The sequence below is a fragment of the Pseudomonas sp. TREG-RG-20F-10-E-6-01 genome, from assembly GCF_022662455.1.
Taxonomy (GTDB): domain Bacteria; phylum Pseudomonadota; class Gammaproteobacteria; order Pseudomonadales; family Pseudomonadaceae; genus Aquipseudomonas.
Genome location: NZ_JAKNQP010000001.1, coordinates 85,945 through 103,359 on the forward strand (window position 1 = coordinate 85,945; position 17,415 = coordinate 103,359).

Annotated in this window: 15 protein-coding genes and 4 tRNA genes; 7 read left to right on the forward strand and 12 right to left on the reverse strand. The window is 59.6% G+C overall.

Annotation, left to right across the window (positions count from 1 at the left end; all coding sequences use genetic code 11):
- Positions 1-14 precede the first annotated feature (14 nt).
- The 3 genes from L8K08_RS00455 to L8K08_RS00465 all read left to right on the forward strand — a co-directional run bounded on the left by L8K08_RS00455 (position 15) and on the right by L8K08_RS00465 (position 4,435).
- Positions 15-662 (forward strand): MotA/TolQ/ExbB proton channel family protein, encoded by a 648-nt coding sequence (locus L8K08_RS00455; RefSeq protein WP_145166071.1) that lies wholly within the window; start codon positions 15-17, stop codon positions 660-662.
- Between the two features lie 54 nt (positions 663-716).
- On the forward strand, positions 717-1,934 hold the full coding sequence (locus tag L8K08_RS00460) for a phospholipase D-like domain-containing protein (RefSeq protein WP_242193654.1): 1,218 nt from the start codon (positions 717-719) through the stop codon (positions 1,932-1,934).
- Between the two features lie 761 nt (positions 1,935-2,695).
- Entirely contained in the window at positions 2,696-4,435 is a 1,740-nt protein-coding gene (locus L8K08_RS00465) for a dipeptidase (protein WP_242193656.1), read from the forward strand.
- A 72-nt stretch (positions 4,436-4,507) separates the two neighbouring features.
- Here L8K08_RS00465 and L8K08_RS00470 read toward each other — a convergent pair whose 3' ends face one another.
- The 3 genes from L8K08_RS00470 to L8K08_RS00480 all read right to left on the reverse strand — a co-directional run bounded on the left by L8K08_RS00470 (position 4,508) and on the right by L8K08_RS00480 (position 7,253).
- Positions 4,508-5,056, reverse strand: coding sequence for a hypothetical protein (locus L8K08_RS00470; protein WP_145166074.1), 549 nt, complete (start codon positions 5,054-5,056; stop codon positions 4,508-4,510).
- Between the two features lie 20 nt (positions 5,057-5,076).
- The gene (locus L8K08_RS00475) at positions 5,077-5,331 is read right to left on the reverse strand and encodes a hypothetical protein (RefSeq protein WP_242193659.1); all 255 of its coding nucleotides are present in this window, start codon (positions 5,329-5,331) and stop codon (positions 5,077-5,079) included.
- A gap of 260 nt (positions 5,332-5,591) precedes the next feature.
- Positions 5,592-7,253 (reverse strand): NAD(P)H dependent flavin oxidoreductase family protein, encoded by a 1,662-nt coding sequence (locus tag L8K08_RS00480; RefSeq protein ID WP_242193661.1) that lies wholly within the window; start codon positions 7,251-7,253, stop codon positions 5,592-5,594.
- A gap of 77 nt (positions 7,254-7,330) precedes the next feature.
- Here L8K08_RS00480 and L8K08_RS00485 point away from each other — a divergent pair, with 77 nt between their 5' ends.
- The gene (locus tag L8K08_RS00485; RefSeq protein ID WP_242193663.1) at positions 7,331-8,812 is read left to right on the forward strand and encodes a PLP-dependent aminotransferase family protein; all 1,482 of its coding nucleotides are present in this window, start codon (positions 7,331-7,333) and stop codon (positions 8,810-8,812) included.
- A 23-nt stretch (positions 8,813-8,835) separates the two neighbouring features.
- Here L8K08_RS00485 and L8K08_RS00490 read toward each other — a convergent pair whose 3' ends face one another.
- The 3 genes from L8K08_RS00490 to L8K08_RS00500 all read right to left on the reverse strand — a co-directional run bounded on the left by L8K08_RS00490 (position 8,836) and on the right by L8K08_RS00500 (position 10,501).
- Positions 8,836-9,081, reverse strand: coding sequence for a hypothetical protein (locus L8K08_RS00490; RefSeq protein WP_145166078.1), 246 nt, complete (start codon positions 9,079-9,081; stop codon positions 8,836-8,838).
- A 65-nt stretch (positions 9,082-9,146) separates the two neighbouring features.
- On the reverse strand, positions 9,147-9,359 hold the full coding sequence (locus L8K08_RS00495) for a hypothetical protein (protein ID WP_242193666.1): 213 nt from the start codon (positions 9,357-9,359) through the stop codon (positions 9,147-9,149).
- A 38-nt stretch (positions 9,360-9,397) separates the two neighbouring features.
- Entirely contained in the window at positions 9,398-10,501 is a 1,104-nt protein-coding gene (locus L8K08_RS00500; RefSeq protein ID WP_242193668.1) for a polyamine ABC transporter substrate-binding protein, read from the reverse strand.
- A 139-nt stretch (positions 10,502-10,640) separates the two neighbouring features.
- On the opposite strand from L8K08_RS00500, the gene L8K08_RS00505 reads away from it, so the two are divergent.
- Positions 10,641-11,432 carry a helix-turn-helix transcriptional regulator gene (locus tag L8K08_RS00505; RefSeq protein WP_242193670.1) on the forward strand — a complete coding sequence of 264 codons (792 nt, stop codon included), beginning with the start codon at positions 10,641-10,643 and terminating at the stop codon, positions 11,430-11,432.
- Between the two features lie 11 nt (positions 11,433-11,443).
- Here the strand turns inward: L8K08_RS00505 and gltS are convergent, their stop codons facing one another.
- From gltS to L8K08_RS00530, 5 genes are all read right to left on the reverse strand, one after another.
- Positions 11,444-12,655: a sodium/glutamate symporter gene (gene gltS, locus L8K08_RS00510; protein WP_145166081.1), complete on the reverse strand. Its 1,212-nt coding sequence runs from the start codon at positions 12,653-12,655 to the stop codon at positions 11,444-11,446.
- A 201-nt stretch (positions 12,656-12,856) separates the two neighbouring features.
- Positions 12,857-12,932: transfer RNA gene (locus L8K08_RS00515), tRNA-Gly, on the reverse strand.
- A gap of 3 nt (positions 12,933-12,935) precedes the next feature.
- Positions 12,936-13,011 (reverse strand) — tRNA-Glu (locus L8K08_RS00520).
- Between the two features lie 104 nt (positions 13,012-13,115).
- Positions 13,116-13,191, reverse strand: a tRNA-Gly gene (locus L8K08_RS00525).
- Positions 13,192-13,194: 3 nt separating this feature from the next.
- Positions 13,195-13,270: transfer RNA gene (locus L8K08_RS00530), tRNA-Glu, on the reverse strand.
- Between the two features lie 369 nt (positions 13,271-13,639).
- On the opposite strand from L8K08_RS00530, the gene L8K08_RS00535 reads away from it, so the two are divergent.
- Both L8K08_RS00535 and L8K08_RS00540 read left to right on the forward strand, forming a co-directional pair.
- Positions 13,640-14,398: a hypothetical protein gene (locus tag L8K08_RS00535; RefSeq protein WP_242193671.1), complete on the forward strand. Its 759-nt coding sequence runs from the start codon at positions 13,640-13,642 to the stop codon at positions 14,396-14,398.
- 114 nt (positions 14,399-14,512) lie between these two features.
- Entirely contained in the window at positions 14,513-15,325 is an 813-nt protein-coding gene (locus L8K08_RS00540) for an alpha/beta fold hydrolase (RefSeq protein ID WP_242193673.1), read from the forward strand.
- Positions 15,326-15,364: 39 nt separating this feature from the next.
- Here the strand turns inward: L8K08_RS00540 and L8K08_RS00545 are convergent, their stop codons facing one another.
- The gene (locus tag L8K08_RS00545) at positions 15,365-17,332 is read right to left on the reverse strand and encodes a methyl-accepting chemotaxis protein (RefSeq protein WP_242193675.1); all 1,968 of its coding nucleotides are present in this window, start codon (positions 17,330-17,332) and stop codon (positions 15,365-15,367) included.
- Positions 17,333-17,415: the final 83 nt, after the last annotated feature.

The following is a 17,415-nucleotide window of genomic DNA, read 5'->3' on the forward strand; positions in this document are numbered from 1 at the left end:
CGAGGCTATAGATCATGGACATGAACCTGCTTCACGACATCACCTTTTATGTGATGTACGCCGCCATGGCGATTGCGATTTTCATCACCATCGAACGCGGCATTTACTTCGCCTACGTGCGCCGCCAGGCGCGGGCCTTGACCGAGGTGCTGGGCGCCAATGTGCACAGCGAGCGCGACTTGCCGCAAAGCCTGACCCGTCGCGACAGCCTGCCACTGAACATGGTGCTGCCGGTGCTGGCGCAAAAGGCTTCTCAGGGTTCGCGCAAGGATCTGGACGACGAAATCGAAACCCAGTACCTGAAGACCCGCGCGCCGCTGTCGCGCAGCCTGTGGATCATCGAGACCATCACCACCGCCGCGCCGCTGCTCGGCCTGTTGGGCACCATCCTGGGCATCATCGACACCTTCAAGGCGCTGGCCAGTGCCGGCGTATCCGACCCAGGCCAGATCTCCGGTGGCATCGGGACGGCGTTGTTCGCCACCGGCTTGGGTATCGCCATCGCGCTGTTCTGCGTGGTGTTCCACAACTTCTTCCAGGACAGCCTGGAGCGCATCAACGACCAGCTGAAAATCCTGCTGATCCGCGCCGCCACCGGTGCCCGCGTACACAATGAAGTGCCGCACCTGGTGCCCACGCCACTGCACAGCCGCACGGCGTGACCATTGGGCGGGCGCGCAATGCGCCCGCCATTCTTTTTGTCCGGTGAGACGTGTATGTCCCTATCGATAAAGTTGCGTATCGCAGGCCTCGCTGGCTTGCTCCTCAGTCCGCTGGCCCAGGCGGACTTTTCAATTCCGGGCTTTGAGCTGGTGCACACCGTGCCGGTGGATACCACGCTGGGCACGGCCGATTTGCGCCAGCCGGGGCCGGTGTGGATCGCGTTGTTTGATGGCGCAAAAAACAGCATTGATATCGGCCAGTTCTACTTCGCCGACCATCCCGGCTCGGTGATGGACAAGGTCATTGAACACCTGGAAGCTGCCGGCAAACGTGGTGTGAAGATTCGCTTTTTGCTTGAGGAAAAAGGCATTCGGCTGTCGGAGGCTTCTACCCTGGAGCGCTTGCGCGCGATTCCCAACCTGACCTTTCGCGTGCTCTCGTACGGGCAACTGAGCGGCGGGATTATCCACGCCAAGTACATGGTGGTGGACGGCAAGCAGGCGTTTATCGGCAGCCAGAATTTCGACTGGCGTTCGCTGGAACATATCCATGAAACCGGCTTGCGCATCAGTGATGCCACCGTGGTCAGCCAGGTGCAGGCGATCTTCAATCAGGACTGGCAGGCCCAGGCCGCGCTTGCAGATAAGCAAGCCGTGCCGCTGCCGGCTGCGGGCCAGGAGCCGGCACGCACCGGCAACTATCTGGTGGCCAGCCCGCAACGCTACAACCCGCCCGGCGTAGGCGATTCACAGCTGGAACTGCCGCGCCTGTTGAGCGAGGCCAAGAAAGAAGTGCGCGTGCAACTGCTCGACTACGCGCCGCTGTCCTACGGGCCGGACCGAACCCGCCCCTACTACGCGGTGATCGACAACGCCGTGCGCGCCGCCGCCGCGCGTGGGGTGTCGATCAAGCTGATGGTGTCCAACTGGAACACCGACTCGCTGGAACTGCCCTACCTCAAAAGCCTGGCCGTGCTGCCCAACGTAGAGGTCAAAATCGTCACCCTGCCGCAGGCCAAGCAAGGGTTTATCCCTTACGCGCGAGTGATCCACAGCAAGACCATGGAAATTGACGGGCAAGTAGCATGGATCGGCACCAGCAACTGGCTGGGCGGGTATCTGGATAACTCGCGCAACCTGGAAGTGGTGATGCATGACGCGTCGATGGCCAAGCGGGTGGGCGAGCTGCATGCGCAATTGTGGGATGGGCCGTATGCCAAGGCACTGGACGTAGCGGCGCAGTACCCGGACCCGCATCCTGGCAAGCCTTGAGCTGAACTCGGTTTTTCCTACGCAAAAAAACAATGTGGGAGCGGGCTTGCCCGCGATAGCGGAGTGTCAGTTAACGCAGGCGCTGGCAGACACACCGCCTTCGCGGGCAAGCCCGCTCCCACATTTGAATTTTGGTGGTTCAAATTGGAAGTGTTGATGCATGGGCAATTGTGGGATGGCCCGTATGCCAAGCCACTGGACGTAGCGGCGCAGTACCCGAACCCGCATCCTGGCAAGCCTTGAGCTGAACTCGGTTTTTCCTACGCAAAAAAACAATGTGGGAGCGGGCTTGCCCGCGATAGCGGCGTGTCAGTCAACGTCGGCGCTGGCTGACACACCGCCTTCGCGGGCAAGCCCGCTCCCACATTTGAATTTTGGTGGATCAAATTGGAAGTGTTGATGCATGCGCAATTGTGGGATGGCCCGTATGCCAAGCCACTGGCTGTAGCGGCGCAGTATCCGGACCCGCATCCTGGCAAGCCGTGAGCTGAACTCGATTCTTCGTACGAAAAAAAACAATGTGGGAGCTGGCTTGCCCGCGATAGCGGCGTGTCAGTTAACGCAGGCGCTGGCTGACACACCGCCTTCGCGGGCAAGCCCGCTCCCACATTTGATGCTTGGTGGCTCAACTACCGAGGTAGGACATTTCCCTGATCCGGGTCTCCCCTACCACTCCTTGGTGATGGTAGTGTGTGAAATTGTTTCTGACATTTCGATCAGAAATTTCCCCACTCCTCTTTTGCAAAGGAATGCCTCTAGTCATGCACTTCCCACTGAAAAAACTGGTGGCTGCCACCCTGTTCGCGGCCAGCTTCTCGGCCATTGCCACACCCGCATTCGCCAACATCAGCGCTGAACAAAGCGCGACCATTATCAAACATTTCAGCGAAACCCCAGCCACCGATTTCCGTGGTTTCCTCGGCACCCTGGCCAAGAGCGACCTGGCGAAAACCGATGATGTCGGCCCGGCCATCGACGCCTTCCTGGCCAACAAAACCCTGACCGCCGACCAGCAGAACGAAATCAACCGCCTGCTGGGTATTTACACCCGCGTTAAATACGGCAAAGCCGCGCTCGAAACCCTGCGCGAGTTGGTCGAAATTCCGACCTTCAACGTCGACGGCCTGCCGCAGTACAAGAACCCGGAATTCCTCAAGATCGCCGACAAGATCCAGAGCCTGGCCAAAGCCTTCAACCTGAACTTCCGCAACATCGACAACCGCGTGTACGAAATTTCGCTGGAAGGCAGCGGCGATGAAGTCGTCGGCATTCACGCCCACGCCGACGTGGTGCCGGTGACCCCGGAAAACTGGGTGCTCAAGGACGGTACCAAGCTCGACCCGTTCAAGGTCACGCTGATTGGCGATCGCATGTATGGTCGCGGCACCGAGGATGACAAAAACGGCATCGTGGTCGCCCTGTACGCCATGAAGGTGATCAAGGAAGAGAAGCTGCCGCTGGCACGCAACTTCAAGCTGTTGGTGGACACCACTGAAGAAACCATGGGCGACGCCATCCCCTATTACTTCGAACATAACCCGGTGCCGCAATACAACCTGGCGCTGGATGGCGGCTACCCGGTCGTGATTGCCGAGAAAGGCTACGGCACCGTCATGGCGAGCTTCCCGGTGCGCAAAGGCACTGGCAAAGGCGCGGAAATTATCTCAATGACCGGCGGCATGGCCACCAACCAGATTCCGTCGGCCTCGGTCGCCACCCTGCTCAGCGATAAGCCTGCTGAACTGGCCGCCAGCCTGCAGAAAGCCGGTGCTGACTACGTCAAGCAAAATGGCGGCAATTTCGACGTAACGGCCAAGGTGGTCGGCAAAGAGGTCAAGTTGACGCTCACCGGTGTGTCGGCGCACTCCTCCGAGCCGGAAGCGGGCGTCAACCCGGTCGCACGCATGCTGGAGCTGATCCACAGCATTGACGGCAAGATCGCGCTGAAGCACAACCACATCACCGATGCTGCACACTATGCGGCTGACAACTGGGGCCTGGATTACCTGGGCGGCAAGTTGGGTGTGGGCTTCTCCGATGCGTTCATGGGGCCACTGACCACCTCGCTGACGTTTGTCGGCCAGGATGACAAAGCCTTCAAGCTGGCGGTGAACCTGCGCATCCCCAAAGGCAAATCGCCGGAGGTGCTCAAAACTGAAATCGAAGAGAAAATCAGCGCCTGGGACAAGCACACCAACGTGGCGATGAACGTCACTTACTCGGTGGCCGAGCCGATGTACCGCAACCCTGAAGGTGAGTGGGTCAAAGCCCTGCTGGCCGTGGCCAGCGAAAACCTCGGCATGGAGCACACGTTCGGCACGTCGGCCGGTGCGACCTCCGTGCATGAGCTACCCAATGGCGTGCAATTCGGCCTGGCGAAGCCGGACGTGAAGTACACCGGGCACACCGACGGTGAGTTCAAGACCGTCGAGCAGTTCTTGCTGGACCTGCAGATCGTCACGGAAATGATGGGCCGTGTGGGGCAACTGCCGAAGCTCTGATAAGCCAAGGTAAACACCACAACGCCGATCAAGATTGATCGGCGTTGTGGTTAAACAGGCCTGGCTTGCGGCCTAAAACATATCCATCGCATTGCACAGCTTGGCCTTCTCTACCGGCACGTTCTCCGGTTTCCCCGTCGGGTTCAGGCGCTGCAACGCAATCAGGCACTGGCCACCGTCCAGCAGGATCAGTTCGTAATCTTGCCCGGCCTTGGGGGTGAAGTGAAAGCTCTGCCTGCAGCTATAGGCATTGCCGCCAGACACATAGCCCTCACTCTGGAAGTTCATGGCAAAAGGCTTGTTCGCCGGCACCTTCAGTTCGCTACGCGCCGAGCCTTGCGCCTCCACCCGGCGGTTGCTCTCGGGCATGCCCAGGCTGTGGCCATTATTCTGACCCGCAAAGCCGGATTCGGACACGGCCATCACCCCGGCGCCAGGCACACGCCAGTCGATGCAATCACGGCCCGGCACACCACGCGCCATGCCATTGGTGATCACGCGCAAGCGTGCGGTATCCCCTGCTGTGGGTTCAACATAGGGCGTGTTGTAAGCACGGATATTGGAAATATTGCCGCAGCCACTCACGGCCACGGCCAGGCCGGCTATCAGAAACGCTCTCATGGAAATCCTTTTTTTGAGGCCTAACGGCAGTGATAAGGGCTTTCGCTGCGCAGTTCTTCGCCGGTCCGGGCATCGCGAATGATCACCGTCGCCCCCGGCGCATTAAGGCAGAACGCATTGCGTATGGGGTAAATGTTATGGCCCTCGGCGGTGAACGTGCCGAGCTTGGTTAACGGGGCGCCGGAGGCGTCCTGAGCCGTCACGGTGTATTCACCCGACATGGTCAGACAGCCGGTCAGTAACAGCAGCAAGGTGGCGCAGATTGCATATTTCACAGGTGATGTCCCTATCGTGTTGAGTACAACGTGCCAAAACGGGCCAGAGACTCCCTTGGCCGGAAAAACACTTCCATTTCGCGTCTTTGTGAAATTTTCCTGCCGGCGCATCAAGCACCAGAACGGCACTTGAGCAGCAAGAATCGCCTTGATGGCCAATGGCTGTATGAGCGGACAACGCTCACAAAGTTCATGCAAAACAGGGAAATGGCCTACCAGGCTTCGCAACCCGCGGCCATGGCGGGCTGCGCTGTAGCCCTTCAAGCCTCAAGCATAAGGATATCTTCAAAGAACCCGCCGACCGGCTCGGTGGGGTGGCAGAGCTGGATCTCCAGCACCCACACCATTTCACTCGGCGTGATCTCAAGCGCGGCCAATTCCTGGTTGCCGAACAAGGCGTGGGGGAAATCCGCAATACGGTGGCCGGCCAGGTTGCGCGACAACCGCCAGCCCTTGAAAACGGCCCGCTCCTCGGCAAAGTCATAGAGTTCACAGCCGGTCAGGCCGCGTATCCAGGCCTCGCGGGTTTCATCGAACACTTCATGCAAGACCTTGAAGCAATCGCGGTGCAGCGCTGACTCGCCGAAGACGAAGGTGTCGCCATAGTCGCCCTCATAGCCGTCCCACACCGGGCCGAGGTCGACCACCACGATATCGGTGGCACGCAGCGTGCGCAGTGGGTCAATGCCTTCCCTGGGCGGGCGAACCGTGTCGTCGCCAAAACGGATGTACGTCGGGTGCCAGGTGTGGGAGGCGCCCATGGCCTGCAATTGCTCGGCGGCCATGTCGAGGGCCTCCCCGGTGGTCATGCCGACTTTGAGCTGGCTGGCAATCGCTGCCAGGGCGCGGATGGTTTTTTCACGGGCGGCGAGCATGCCGTCCAGCGAGTACCGAGGGCCGACTTTTTCCCAGGTTTCATTCAGTCCATTGAGCAGCGTGTCGGCGCTCGACTGGCCACTGGGCACAAACGCTTCGGCGACAAAACGATGGCTCGGCAAACCCGCTTCCAGGCAATCGGCACGCGCCTGGCTGATCATGCCGCCGTTGCCACAGGCATACACCTGAGCCGCCTCCCAACGATGCCCATGGCTGAGCGCCACTTCCTGCACTCTGCCCTGCGCTGCCAATACCGGGTGCCAGTGAAAACGCGGATGGTCGATGACCGCCTGATCCAGAAATGCGCGGTCGTAAAAGTCTGTCGCCTGCGCGCCGCCCCAGTAAAACGTCACCTCCACATCCTGCTTCAACGCGCTCAGCAGGATCGGCTTGATACCCGCGTAGCCGGTGCCTGTGGCGAACAGCACCACAGGCGAATCGTCATCGTCCTGCCAGGTGCAGGCGCCAAAAGGCCCCTCCAGCGCCAACAGATCGCCAGCCTCAAGGCTGTCCAGAAGGGTCTCGGAAAAAAGCCCGCCGCGCACCCGGCGAATCTGAAACACCAGGCGCCCATCGCCGTCGGCCGGCAGGTTGGCGATCGAGAAACAGCGCGAGTCGCCATCGACCAGGCGGAACTTGAGGTACTGGCCCGGCCGCACGGCCAACGGCCTGTCCGGCATCACCACCAACTCAATGATGTCGGGGCTCAGGGCACGCTTGCTCAGCACCGTCGCCTCGACCACCAGCGCAGGTGTGTCCAGCGACCAACCGGGAATCTCCAGGCGCATGTCGGCGCAGGCGTGGCTTTGGCACAAGAGCATTTCATTCGCTGCCAGCGGGTAGCACGGCGCGGGTGCGCCCGGCGCCAGCTGCTTGGCGCGGTAGTGGCCTTGCGTGACCACCACCTTGCACGAACCACAGGCGCCGCGCCGACACGAGAACGGCACAGACAAGCCGCTGGCGAGCATCGCGTCGAGCAACAGTTCGTCACCGGCTTCAAAGGTTTTCCCCGAGGGGGCGAGTTCGATGACATGGCGTGTGTTCATAAGCACCTCGGGGTCAGTGAGGCTTGATTGTTGCGCTAGACTAGGCCCATTAAAACCTCCAGTTTTGGATACTTCACATGGTCCAGATGCGTAAATGGCGCCCGCTGCTCAAGCTCGACGAGCGCACGCCCCAGGCGTCCTATCGCAAGATTGCCGAAGGCCTGGTGCAGGCCATCCTCGAAGGACGGCTGCCGCCTGGCACGCTGCTGCCGGGCACACGGGAAATGGCGCAGATACTCGACGTCAACCGCAAGACGGTGATCCTGGCTTACGAGGAAGCGTCAACCAAAGGCTGGCTGATCAGCGAGCCGCGCCGGGGCACGTTCGTCAATGCGCAATTGGCGCCAACGCCCGCGTCCAGCCGCGCGCAGCACTCCTTTGCGCCACCACTGCTGGCGCAGCCAGTGGTGCCGTATTTCGAGCAGAATGCCCAAGTCATCGCGCTGCAGCATCGGCATGACGCACTGTTTTTCGATAACGGTGCCTGCGACCACCGCTTGCTGCCCCAGGCCGTTTTACACCGCTATTACCGCAATGCCCTGCGCAGCAGTTTTGCGTCCAACTCGGTGCGCTACGGCAGCGAGGGCACCGGCTATGAATTGCGTTGCGCGCTGGCAGAGATGCTGCGCAACAATCGCGGGCTAACAGTCAGCGCCGAGAATATCTGCCTCACGCCCGGCACACAGGTGTCGCTGTACCTGACGGCCAGCCTGCTGATCAAACCCGGTGATGTGGTGCTGGTGGAACGCCTGAGTTACCCGCCAGCGTGGGAAATTTTCCGCAAGCTCGGCGCGCACTTGATCACCGTCGATATGGACGATGAAGGCTGTCGCACGGACCACATCGAGCGGTTATGCCACGCACATGATGTAAGGATGATTTACCTCACGCCGCACCACCAGTTTCCCACCACGGTGAGCCTGCATGCGGCCCGTCGGCAACACCTGCTGGCGTTGGCGGCGCAGCACAATTTCTGCGTGATCGAAGAAGACTACGACCACGAATATCACTTCAACGGGCGGCCCTATTTGCCGCTGGCCAGTGATGGCGCGCAACGCCATGTGATCTACATCGGCTCGTTATCCAAGGCGTTGGGGTCGACGTTTCGCTGCAGTTATGTGGTGGCTCCGGCCAGCGTGATTGAGGTGCTGCAGAACAGCGCAGCACTGGTGGTAGGCGACACCGACGCAGTTGCACAAAAAATGCTCGCGGACCTGATCAATCAGGGGGAATTGAAGAAGCACCTGCGCCGTGTTTCGAAAGAATACGTGGCGCGTCGAGAGGTGCTGCACAGCTGTTTGCACAGCGCATTCGGCGATCGAATCCAGGTGCGAGAGCCAGAAGGCGGCCTGGCCCTCTGGGTTCGCTTCCAGGATGAAACCGACGTCGATCAGTTGCTCGCCGCAGCCCGGGGCCAGGGCGTGGTGGTGCGCAGTGCGCGTCAGTTTTCACCGCTGAATGTGCCGGAAAATGCCCTGCGCCTGGGGTTCGCCTCGCTTGATCGGGATGAGATCCGGGAAGCCACGCTGCGGTTGGCGCGGGTGATGAGCAGGCGTTGATCACACGCATGCATCAACACCACCTAGAGCGCGCCATGGCCGCTGTTTTGAAGCCGGGCAAGGTCGGGAAACTCGAGCAACAGCGCCCGATTGCCGCGACCGATATGCTCCATCACCGCCAGCGTGATGAACTCGCGCACCATCCCGCTCGAGACGTAATACATCGCCCAGGCTTGCTCGGGCGTGCAATGGCCGATCTGTTCTTCGATGTCTTTGTAGGCCTGGTATTCGTCCGGCTTCAAAACGTATGGGTCAGCCGCTTGGCGCATGATTTTTCTCCTCCCTGAAAACGCTGCGACAGCCCCTTGGTCTGCCGACGGATAACGCTGGGACGTTATGGCCCCATGCATACGCCGGCGCTGATCGACTTTCGTCGAGCGACTCCCCCATCATGTTTATGGAGCAATGCCTCGATGCGGTTCAGCAGTTGTTCTTGATTACCCAGTGACGTAAGGCCGTGGGTGCTTTGCGCCTCATAGGCCTCAACCATCTTTATCAGCGTCACTAATTGATAAGTGTCGGCTTTGGTTTTTTTGCAAATAGCCATGTAAGCCCTCCGCCAATAAAGATGAATACCCAGCGGGTTTACGTACCGCTCTTGACCTTGGTCCATACGCGCGTGCGGATTCGTTCCAACTTCAACGGTAGTGGTTCAAGCGGAACAAGGGTGGCAACCGTATGCTTGTCAGGATAAATCCACGGGTTGTCGCGCAGCTTCTGCTCGACGAACTCAGTGGCGTCCTTGTTAGCGTTCGGGTAAAGCGTGTGGTTCGAGCTCTTGGCAATCACTTGCGGTTCAAGCATGTAATTGATGAACGCCAGACCTTCCTTGGCATGGGGCGCATCTTTGAGCAGCACAAAGTTTTCCGACCACACCAACCCACCCTCACGCGGCAGGCTGTAGGCAATTTTGCGCCCGGTGTTGTTTTTCTCATTGATGGCCTGCGCCGTCAGCGCCCCGCTCGCCCAGCTCACGACCACACAAATATTGCCATCGGCAAAGTCGGCGTCGGTTCTGGATGAGTCGAAGTAGAGGATATAGGGACGGATTTTCAACAGTAGCGCCTGGGCTTTCTGGTAATCCTCAGGGTTCTGGCTGTTGCTCGGCAGGCCGAGGTAATTCAACGCGATCGAAATGACCTCGCTGGGCGAGTCGAGCATCGCCACGCCGCAGGACTTGAGCTTGCTGATGTTTTCTTCTTTAAAGATCAAGTCCCAGCTGTCCACCGGGGCGTTATCACCCAACGCGGCTTTGACTTTATCAACGTCATAGCCAATCCCGGTGGTGCCCCACAGGTAAGGCACGGCGTAGCGGTTGCCCGGATCATTCACCGAAAGCAGCGCCAACATCTCTGGGTCGATGTGGGAGAAGTTGCTCAGTTGGTTGCGGTCCAGCGGTGCAAGCACGCCCGCCTTGATCAGGCCGGGCAGGACATTGGAAGTGGCGACAACCACGTCATAGCCCGTGCGGCCGGCCATGACTTTGCTCTGCATGATCTCGGCGCTGTCGAAGGCATCCACGTGCATGCGCGCGCCGGTTTTTTGCTCGAATTCCTTGGGCGTCTCTGGCGCGATCAACCCGAACCAGTTGTACAGATTCACCTGAGGTTGCGCCGCCGCTGCGGGCGCGCTGATACCCACACAGACAAGCGAGGCCAAAAAAATGGCTCGCAAATGTGATTGACTCATATAACTATCCTTGTCAAAAACGACAGGCCTTCATGGCCTGCATCCGCTGGGAGGTGAATATACTCGGCGTCGTTGAATAGTAAATACCTACAAGTACTTAGCTCGCGCCTATGAACGCCTAACCCTAAAGGGGTAGAACATGTCACTCGACCTTCATAACCTGGCCTGGCACCGATCGGCCGGCAAGCTGATCATGGAGCTCAATCGCCCGGCTTTCTGGAGCTCGCTGGTTCGCGTGTTGAATGAATATGTGCAGATCGACAACTGGGTTGTCCTGGTTTTCAGCGACCAACAAGTCAACGTCATCAGCTTTACTGAAGTGGCCGATGCCGAGGAGGTGGATGCCCTGACTCAGCGCTACCTCAAAGGGCTGTACCTGTTGGACCCGTTCTACATTGCCAACCGGGAAAACCCGCAGAGTGGCTTTTTTCACCTGTCAGACATAGCGCCGGAGCACTTTCTAACCACTGAGTATTACCATCAGTATTTCGCCCAGTACGTCTCGGTGGATGAGGTGCAGTACAACGTTCAGCTCGATGAGGACAGGACGCTGTGTATTTCATTTGGCAGTAACGTGCGCTACAGCCCGGAACAGATCACCACACTGGATATCATCAAGCCTTGGGTTTTGGCATTGATGCACCAGCGTATGTGCTTTGAGATCGACGTTGAAAAAAACCTCAATGAGACACCGCCCTGGTCGCAGGCAATTGTTCAACTGGGCAGCCAGATCACAACGCGTGAAAAGGACGTGCTCAAGTTGCTGTTGAGCGGGTTCTCCAACAAAGAAATCGCCGGCAAACTGTTCCTGTCGACAGAAACGGTGAAAGTGCACCGGCGCAACATTTACACCAAGCTGAACATCAAGTCCCAGTCCGAACTCTTTGCGCGTTTCTTCATGCCAAAACAGGACGTCTACGCGGTGAACTGAAGGCGCGGCCCTCAGCCCGCCGTGCCGAGAAACGGCAGCGCGAGGAACAGCTTGATCACCACCGCATTGGTGATGTCGATGAAAAACGCCCCCACCATCGGCACCACCAGAAAGGCAATCTGCGAGGGGCCGAAGCGTTGTGTCACCGCCTGCATATTGGCAATGGCGGTGGGTGTCGCGCCCAATCCGAAACCGCAATGCCCGGCCGCCAGCACCGCCGCATCGTAGTTGCTGCCCATCACCCGAAACGTTACGAAAATCGCGAACAGGGCCATCAACAGCGCCTGTGCCGCCAGCAGGATGACGATCGGCAACGCCAGCGCCGCCAGGTCCCAGAGCTTGAGCGACATCAAGGCAATCGCGAGAAACAACGACAGGCTGACATTACCCAGCAGCGACACTTCGCGCTCAAACACCTGATGCCAACCCAGCGCCGACAAGCCATTGCGCAGCACCACGCCGACAAACAGCACGCAGACAAAGGTGGGCAACTCGAAGGCGGTGCCTTGGATGACACCACTCAGGCACGTGCCAACCTGCAGGCTGATCGCCAACAGGGCCAGGGTTTCGATAAAGGAAAACGAGGTGATCATGCGTTCCTGATCGGGGCGCTCAAAGCCTTTGGGCCGCCGCGGCTGCGAGTGTTCAACGCCAGGCACCTGGACGCGCTTGATCAACAGACGCGCGACCGGGCCACCAATCAAGCCCCCGAGCACCAAACCAAAGGTCGCCGAAGCAATCGCCAGTTCAGACGCGGAGGCCACACCGTACTTCTCACTGAACACCGCGCCCCATGCGGCGCCCGTGCCGTGCCCACCCGACAGGGTGATGGAGCCCGCCAGCAAGCCCATCAATGGATCAAGCCCCAGCGCCTTGGCCAACGCGATGCCCATGGCGTTTTGCACCACCAACAGGGCCGTCACGACCAGCAGGAAAATACCCAGCACGCGCCCGCCTCGCTTCAGGCTGGCGAAATCTGCGTTCAGGCCAATCGTGGCGAAAAACGCCAGCATCAATGGAGTTTGTAAGGATGTGTCGAAGCGAACTTCGACATCCGCCAGCGCACGCAACGCCAGCAGCAGAGCGGCAACCAACAGGCCGCCGGCTACCGGCTCCGGAATGCTGTAGGCGCGTAGAAAGCCGATCCGGGCCACCAGCCAACGGCCCAATAAAAGCACCAGGGAGGCAGCGACCAGGGTTGAATAGAAATCGAGCTGAAGCATCTGGACAGTCCTTTGAAGTAAACAAGGAAAATGGGCTGGCCAGAGTAGAGACAGCGGAACAGGTACACAGCTACCCGACATTGATTACAGACTATTCCTACGCACATCAGCACATGGCCTACACGCGTGGTGTGTTTTGCAGGCAAAAAAGCGACACGAACAAAAACGCCGATCATCACTGATCGGCGTTTTCGTTAAATATGGAGCGGGAAACGAGACTCGAACTCGCGACCCCGACCTTGGCAAGGTCGTGCTCTACCAACTGAGCTATTCCCGCAAATGGCGTCCCCTAGGGGACTCGAACCCCTGTTACCGCCGTGAAAGGGCGGTGTCCTAGGCCACTAGACGAAGGGGACACGCTACTGAAACACATGGTGTGTATTTCAGTGCCCAGAGATTAAATCCGAAGATTATGCCCTGGTTTCACTCAGTGTCGCCCGAAGGCCACACTGCTTAAATTTGGAGCGGGAAACGAGACTCGAACTCGCGACCCCGACCTTGGCAAGGTCGTGCTCTACCAACTGAGCTATTCCCGCATATGGCGTCCCCTAGGGGACTCGAACCCCTGTTACCGCCGTGAAAGGGCGGTGTCCTAGGCCACTAGACGAAGGGGACACACGTACAACATTCACTCCCTACCGCGTTTCGCTGTGTGCTTTACGCTGTAAGTGGCGCGCATTCTATGGATGGATTGAAAGGTCGTCAACCCCCAAGGATAAATTTATTTAAATCAATGACTTCGCCCTGCTTTCCAGGCCTTTGCGGGCATTGTGCCCGTCCGGGCTTTGACGCCTATATTCTGGCGCCCGACAAGGCGCTATAGTTCGCCCAGGCAAATGATGGCAATGTGCATCCACGCAGGGAACGCTACCTATATAGAAGAAACTACCTGGGCAACTGGTCGAACAATCCTATCCGTCGGATGGTCCAGTCACTACACTCCACAGCAAACCCTATAAAGAGGTCACACCGGTGACACCACTCATGATCACCCTGCTGGTAATAGCCGGGATCGTAATACTGATCGCCATTGGCTACATGAACCACGTGGTGGAAAACAACAAACTGGAAAAGCAGCGCACCGAAATCGAGCTTAACGATCGGCTGCGTCGTTGCGGTGAGATCACCGAGACGTTCCCCGGCCAGTTGATGACCCCGAAACTCAAACTGTTGCTGACTCGCCTGGAACTCAACGTCACCCAGCGCCTGTTGAACCTCAGAAAGTCCAGCGCGCCGCTCAAGGCGCGGATCGCTGAGCTGAACGCGCTGATCGGCCAAGGCGAATCGATCCCGGTGGCCAACCCGCCCGCGCCGATCCAGACCGAAGCCAAGGCCAAGGACGTGCGTTTCCTGCTCGAGGCGCTGCACGGTCAAGTGACCCGTGCCGCCCAGGACGGTTTTCTGCCGACCAACGAAGCCAAGCACTGGATCAAGGAAATTCGCCATATCCTGGTGTTGCTGCACATTGAGTTCTTCAACAACCTGGGCCAGCACGCCCTGCAGCAAGGCCAGCCTGGCCAGGCACGCCTGGCGTTCGAGCGTGGCGTGCAGTACTTGCGCAAACAGCCGGAGCCGGTGCTCTACAGTGCACAACTGCAATTGCTGGAATCGCAACTGGCCCGCGCCAACTCCACGGTGCTGACCAACAGCAAGCCGGCCGAAGACGAAGTCAACGAACTGACCGAAGGCCTGAAAGTCGTCGACGCCGACGCCGAATGGAAGAAGAAAGTCATCTACGACTGATCGCCTGCCCATGTGGCGACCTCGGGTCGCCACATGCCATCACTTTGCATCTATCCGCCCGCCCCCGACTAGCGTAAAAAAGTGCCCCTCACTCCGTGAAGTTAGAGGCCCGCTATGCCTGTTGCCGTGATTGATGGACAACCGCTGCACTATGTCGACCAGGGCACCGGCCCGGTCGTCCTGCTGGGTTCAAGTTACCTGTGGGACCGCGACATGTGGGCCCCGCAAATTGAAGCCTTGTCGCAACAGTATCGCGTGATCGTGCCGGAACTGTGGGGCCACGGTGAGTCCGGCCCGCTGCCGACGCAAACCCGCTCCCTCGACGACCTCGCGCGCCAGGCCCTGGCGCTGCTGGATCAGCTGGATATCGCGCAAATCAATCTGGTCGGCCTGTCGGTCGGCGGCATGTGGGGCGCGCGCCTGGCGTTGCTGGCACCGGCGCGCTTCAACAGCGTGGTGCTGATGGACACCTACCTGGGCGCCGAGCCCGACGCCACGCGCCAGTATTACTTCTCGCTGTTCAAGATGATCGAAGACGCCGGCGCCATCCCCGAGCCGTTGCTGGATGTGGTTGCACCGATTTTCTTCCGCCCTGGCATCGACCGCGAGTCGGCCCTGTACCAGGATTTTCGCAAGGCGTTGCAGGCCTTACCCAAAGAGCGCCTGCTGAACAGCATCGTGCCACTGGGCCGCCTGATCTTCAGCCGCGAGAACATTCTGGACCAGTTGCCCCGCCTGGACTCGGACACCACGCTGGTGATGTGCGGCGAGCAGGACAAACCGCGGCCGCCCACCGAATCACAGGAAATGGCTGAACTGATTGGCTGCAGCCTCACGCTGATTCCCGACGCGGGGCATATCTCGGCCCGGGAAAACCCGGACTTCGTCAATGAAGCGCTGCTGACCTTCCTCGCCAACCACGCCTGATCGGCGCCCTCCCCTTTGATCGCGGCTCACCCGCTGCGATCAAAGGCGGAAGTGCCCCACCATGCCCTTGAGCTCCGCCCCCAACTGCGCCAGCTGGATACTCGACGCGGCATTGCCCTGCATGCTCAACGCCGACTGATCGGCGCTCGCACGAATGCTGGTCACGCTGCGATTGATCTCTTCGGCCACCGAGCTCTGCTCCTCGGCCGCCGCGGCAATCTGCTGATTCATTTGCTGGATCAATGACACCGCCGCAGCAATGCTGCCCAGCGCGCTCTCCGTTTCCAGCGCATCGCTGACCGCCAACTTCACCAGCTCGCCGCTCTGCTGGATCTGCTGCACCGACGACTGCGCCGCGCTGCGCAACGTACTGACCAGACGCTCGATTTCCTCGGTCGATTGCTGCGTACGCTTGGCCAACGCCCGCACTTCATCGGCCACCACTGCAAACCCTCGGCCCTGCTCGCCGGCGCGGGCGGCTTCGATGGCGGCGTTAAGGGCCAGCAGATTGGTTTGCTCGGCCACACTTTTGATCACGCCCAGTACCGTGCCGATATTCTGGATTTCCGCGCTCAGGCTTTCGATACTCGCGCTGGCACTGGTGCTGGAGGACGCGAGCAATTCAATCCGTTGCAGGCTCTGGCGCAACACTTGCTGACCGCTGTCGACCTTGTCATCGGCGGTCTGCGCGGCTTGCGCGGCCTCTTCGGCGTTACGCGCCACGTCGTGCACCGTGGCGGTCATCTGGTTCATTGCCGTGGCAACCTGTTCGGTCTCTTCCTTCTGGCTGCTGACCTCAACATTGGTCTGCTCAGTGACGCTGGACAGTGAATGCGCCGAACTGGCCAATTGTTCGATGCCCGCTTGCAGCCCGCTGACCATCTGGCTCAGGCCGCTGCCCATCTGCTGCATCGCCTGCATCAACTGGCCGATTTCATCGCGGCGGCTGACTTCCATCCGCCCGCTCAGGTCGCCGGACGCAATCTGCTGGGCCACGGCGATCACCGTGCGCAGCGGCGCCACGATCAACCGGGTAATCACCCACGCCGCGATCAAGCCCACCAGCAGCGCCAGGGCTGAGGAGCCGATGATCAACAACGCGCTTTTCTTCAATTGCGCCTGCATGGACTGGTCTTCGGCGTCGTACGCCTGGTTGACCCGGCTGACCACTTGGTCGGCGCGGTCATGCAACTGCTTGTAGACGACTTTTTCCTGGGCCAGCAGCCCGGTGTACTCGCCGAGTTTTTCGCTGAATGCCGAGATATGCCCGGAGACTTCATTGAGCACGGTCTGGTAACCCGCATCCTTGACCGAGGTTTTCAACTGCTCGACTTGCGCCAAAGCCTGGTCAGCCTGTTCGATCTTGCCTTGCTCGGCGTTGTCGGCATCGGCCTTGCGGCTCTGATCCAGGCGCACGCGCGCTTCATTCATGGCTTGCAACATCAGCCGCGAGACCTGGCTAACCTGACCGGCCTGCTCGATAAACTCGGCGCCGTCCTTGCCCTGGCTTTCCTTGAGGCCATAGGCGCCATCGTCGGCCAGGCCGGCCTGCAGCACATCGAGGTTATTGGCCACACTGGACACCGACCAACTGGCCATTTCCAGCGCCAGGTCCTTGGTCTGGGTCAGTTCGACAAACTCGTCGAATGCCTTGCGATACGCCGCCAACGCCTGCTCGACATCGCCCATCACTGGCACATTCGTGGCTGACCGAGCCTTGAGGCTGGCGGCCATCGCCGCCAGTGCATCGACACTTTCATGCAGGGCATCGACAGACTTGGGGTCGGCGTGCAGCGCATAGTCCTGCTCGATCAGGCGCACTTTGAGCAAGCCGCTGTTGAGCGATGACATGGCCTTGAGGCCTTCAAAACGCTGGCCAACGGTTTGCAGGGACCACACGCCAATGGCCGCCACCAGCGCCGTCAACAGCAGCACCAAAGCGAAACCCAAGCCCAGTTTCTTCGCCATACCGAGGTTGGCGAAACGTCGTTGCACGCCTGAAATCATTGCACTTGAATCCTCTTGCAATGGCAGATGCCATCGAGCCCGGTTTCCATGCAGCGAGATTCGCAACGACGAGCCAGCGGCAC

Bases quoted from the DNA above. Each gene is read 5' to 3' on its own strand.
- L8K08_RS00480 (WP_242193661.1), bottom strand. From the start codon at position 7,253: ATGAACACACGCCATGTCATCGAACTCGCCCCCTCGGGGAAAACCTTT.
- L8K08_RS00545 (WP_242193675.1), bottom strand. From the start codon at position 17,332: ATGATTTCAGGCGTGCAACGACGTTTCGCCAACCTCGGTATGGCGAAG.
- gltS (WP_145166081.1), bottom strand. From the start codon at position 12,655: ATGCTTCAGCTCGATTTCTATTCAACCCTGGTCGCTGCCTCCCTGGTG.
- L8K08_RS00470 (WP_145166074.1), bottom strand. From the start codon at position 5,056: ATGAGAGCGTTTCTGATAGCCGGCCTGGCCGTGGCCGTGAGTGGCTGC.
- L8K08_RS00535 (WP_242193671.1), top strand. From the start codon at position 13,640: ATGATCACCCTGCTGGTAATAGCCGGGATCGTAATACTGATCGCCATT.
- L8K08_RS00540 (WP_242193673.1), top strand. From the start codon at position 14,513: ATGCCTGTTGCCGTGATTGATGGACAACCGCTGCACTATGTCGACCAG.
- L8K08_RS00495 (WP_242193666.1), bottom strand. From the start codon at position 9,359: ATGGCTATTTGCAAAAAAACCAAAGCCGACACTTATCAATTAGTGACG.
- L8K08_RS00455 (WP_145166071.1), top strand. From the start codon at position 15: ATGGACATGAACCTGCTTCACGACATCACCTTTTATGTGATGTACGCC.
- L8K08_RS00485 (WP_242193663.1), top strand. From the start codon at position 7,331: ATGGTCCAGATGCGTAAATGGCGCCCGCTGCTCAAGCTCGACGAGCGC.
- L8K08_RS00500 (WP_242193668.1), bottom strand. From the start codon at position 10,501: ATGAGTCAATCACATTTGCGAGCCATTTTTTTGGCCTCGCTTGTCTGT.
- L8K08_RS00460 (WP_242193654.1), top strand. From the start codon at position 717: ATGTCCCTATCGATAAAGTTGCGTATCGCAGGCCTCGCTGGCTTGCTC.
- L8K08_RS00465 (WP_242193656.1), top strand. From the start codon at position 2,696: ATGCACTTCCCACTGAAAAAACTGGTGGCTGCCACCCTGTTCGCGGCC.
- L8K08_RS00505 (WP_242193670.1), top strand. From the start codon at position 10,641: ATGTCACTCGACCTTCATAACCTGGCCTGGCACCGATCGGCCGGCAAG.
- L8K08_RS00490 (WP_145166078.1), bottom strand. From the start codon at position 9,081: ATGCGCCAAGCGGCTGACCCATACGTTTTGAAGCCGGACGAATACCAG.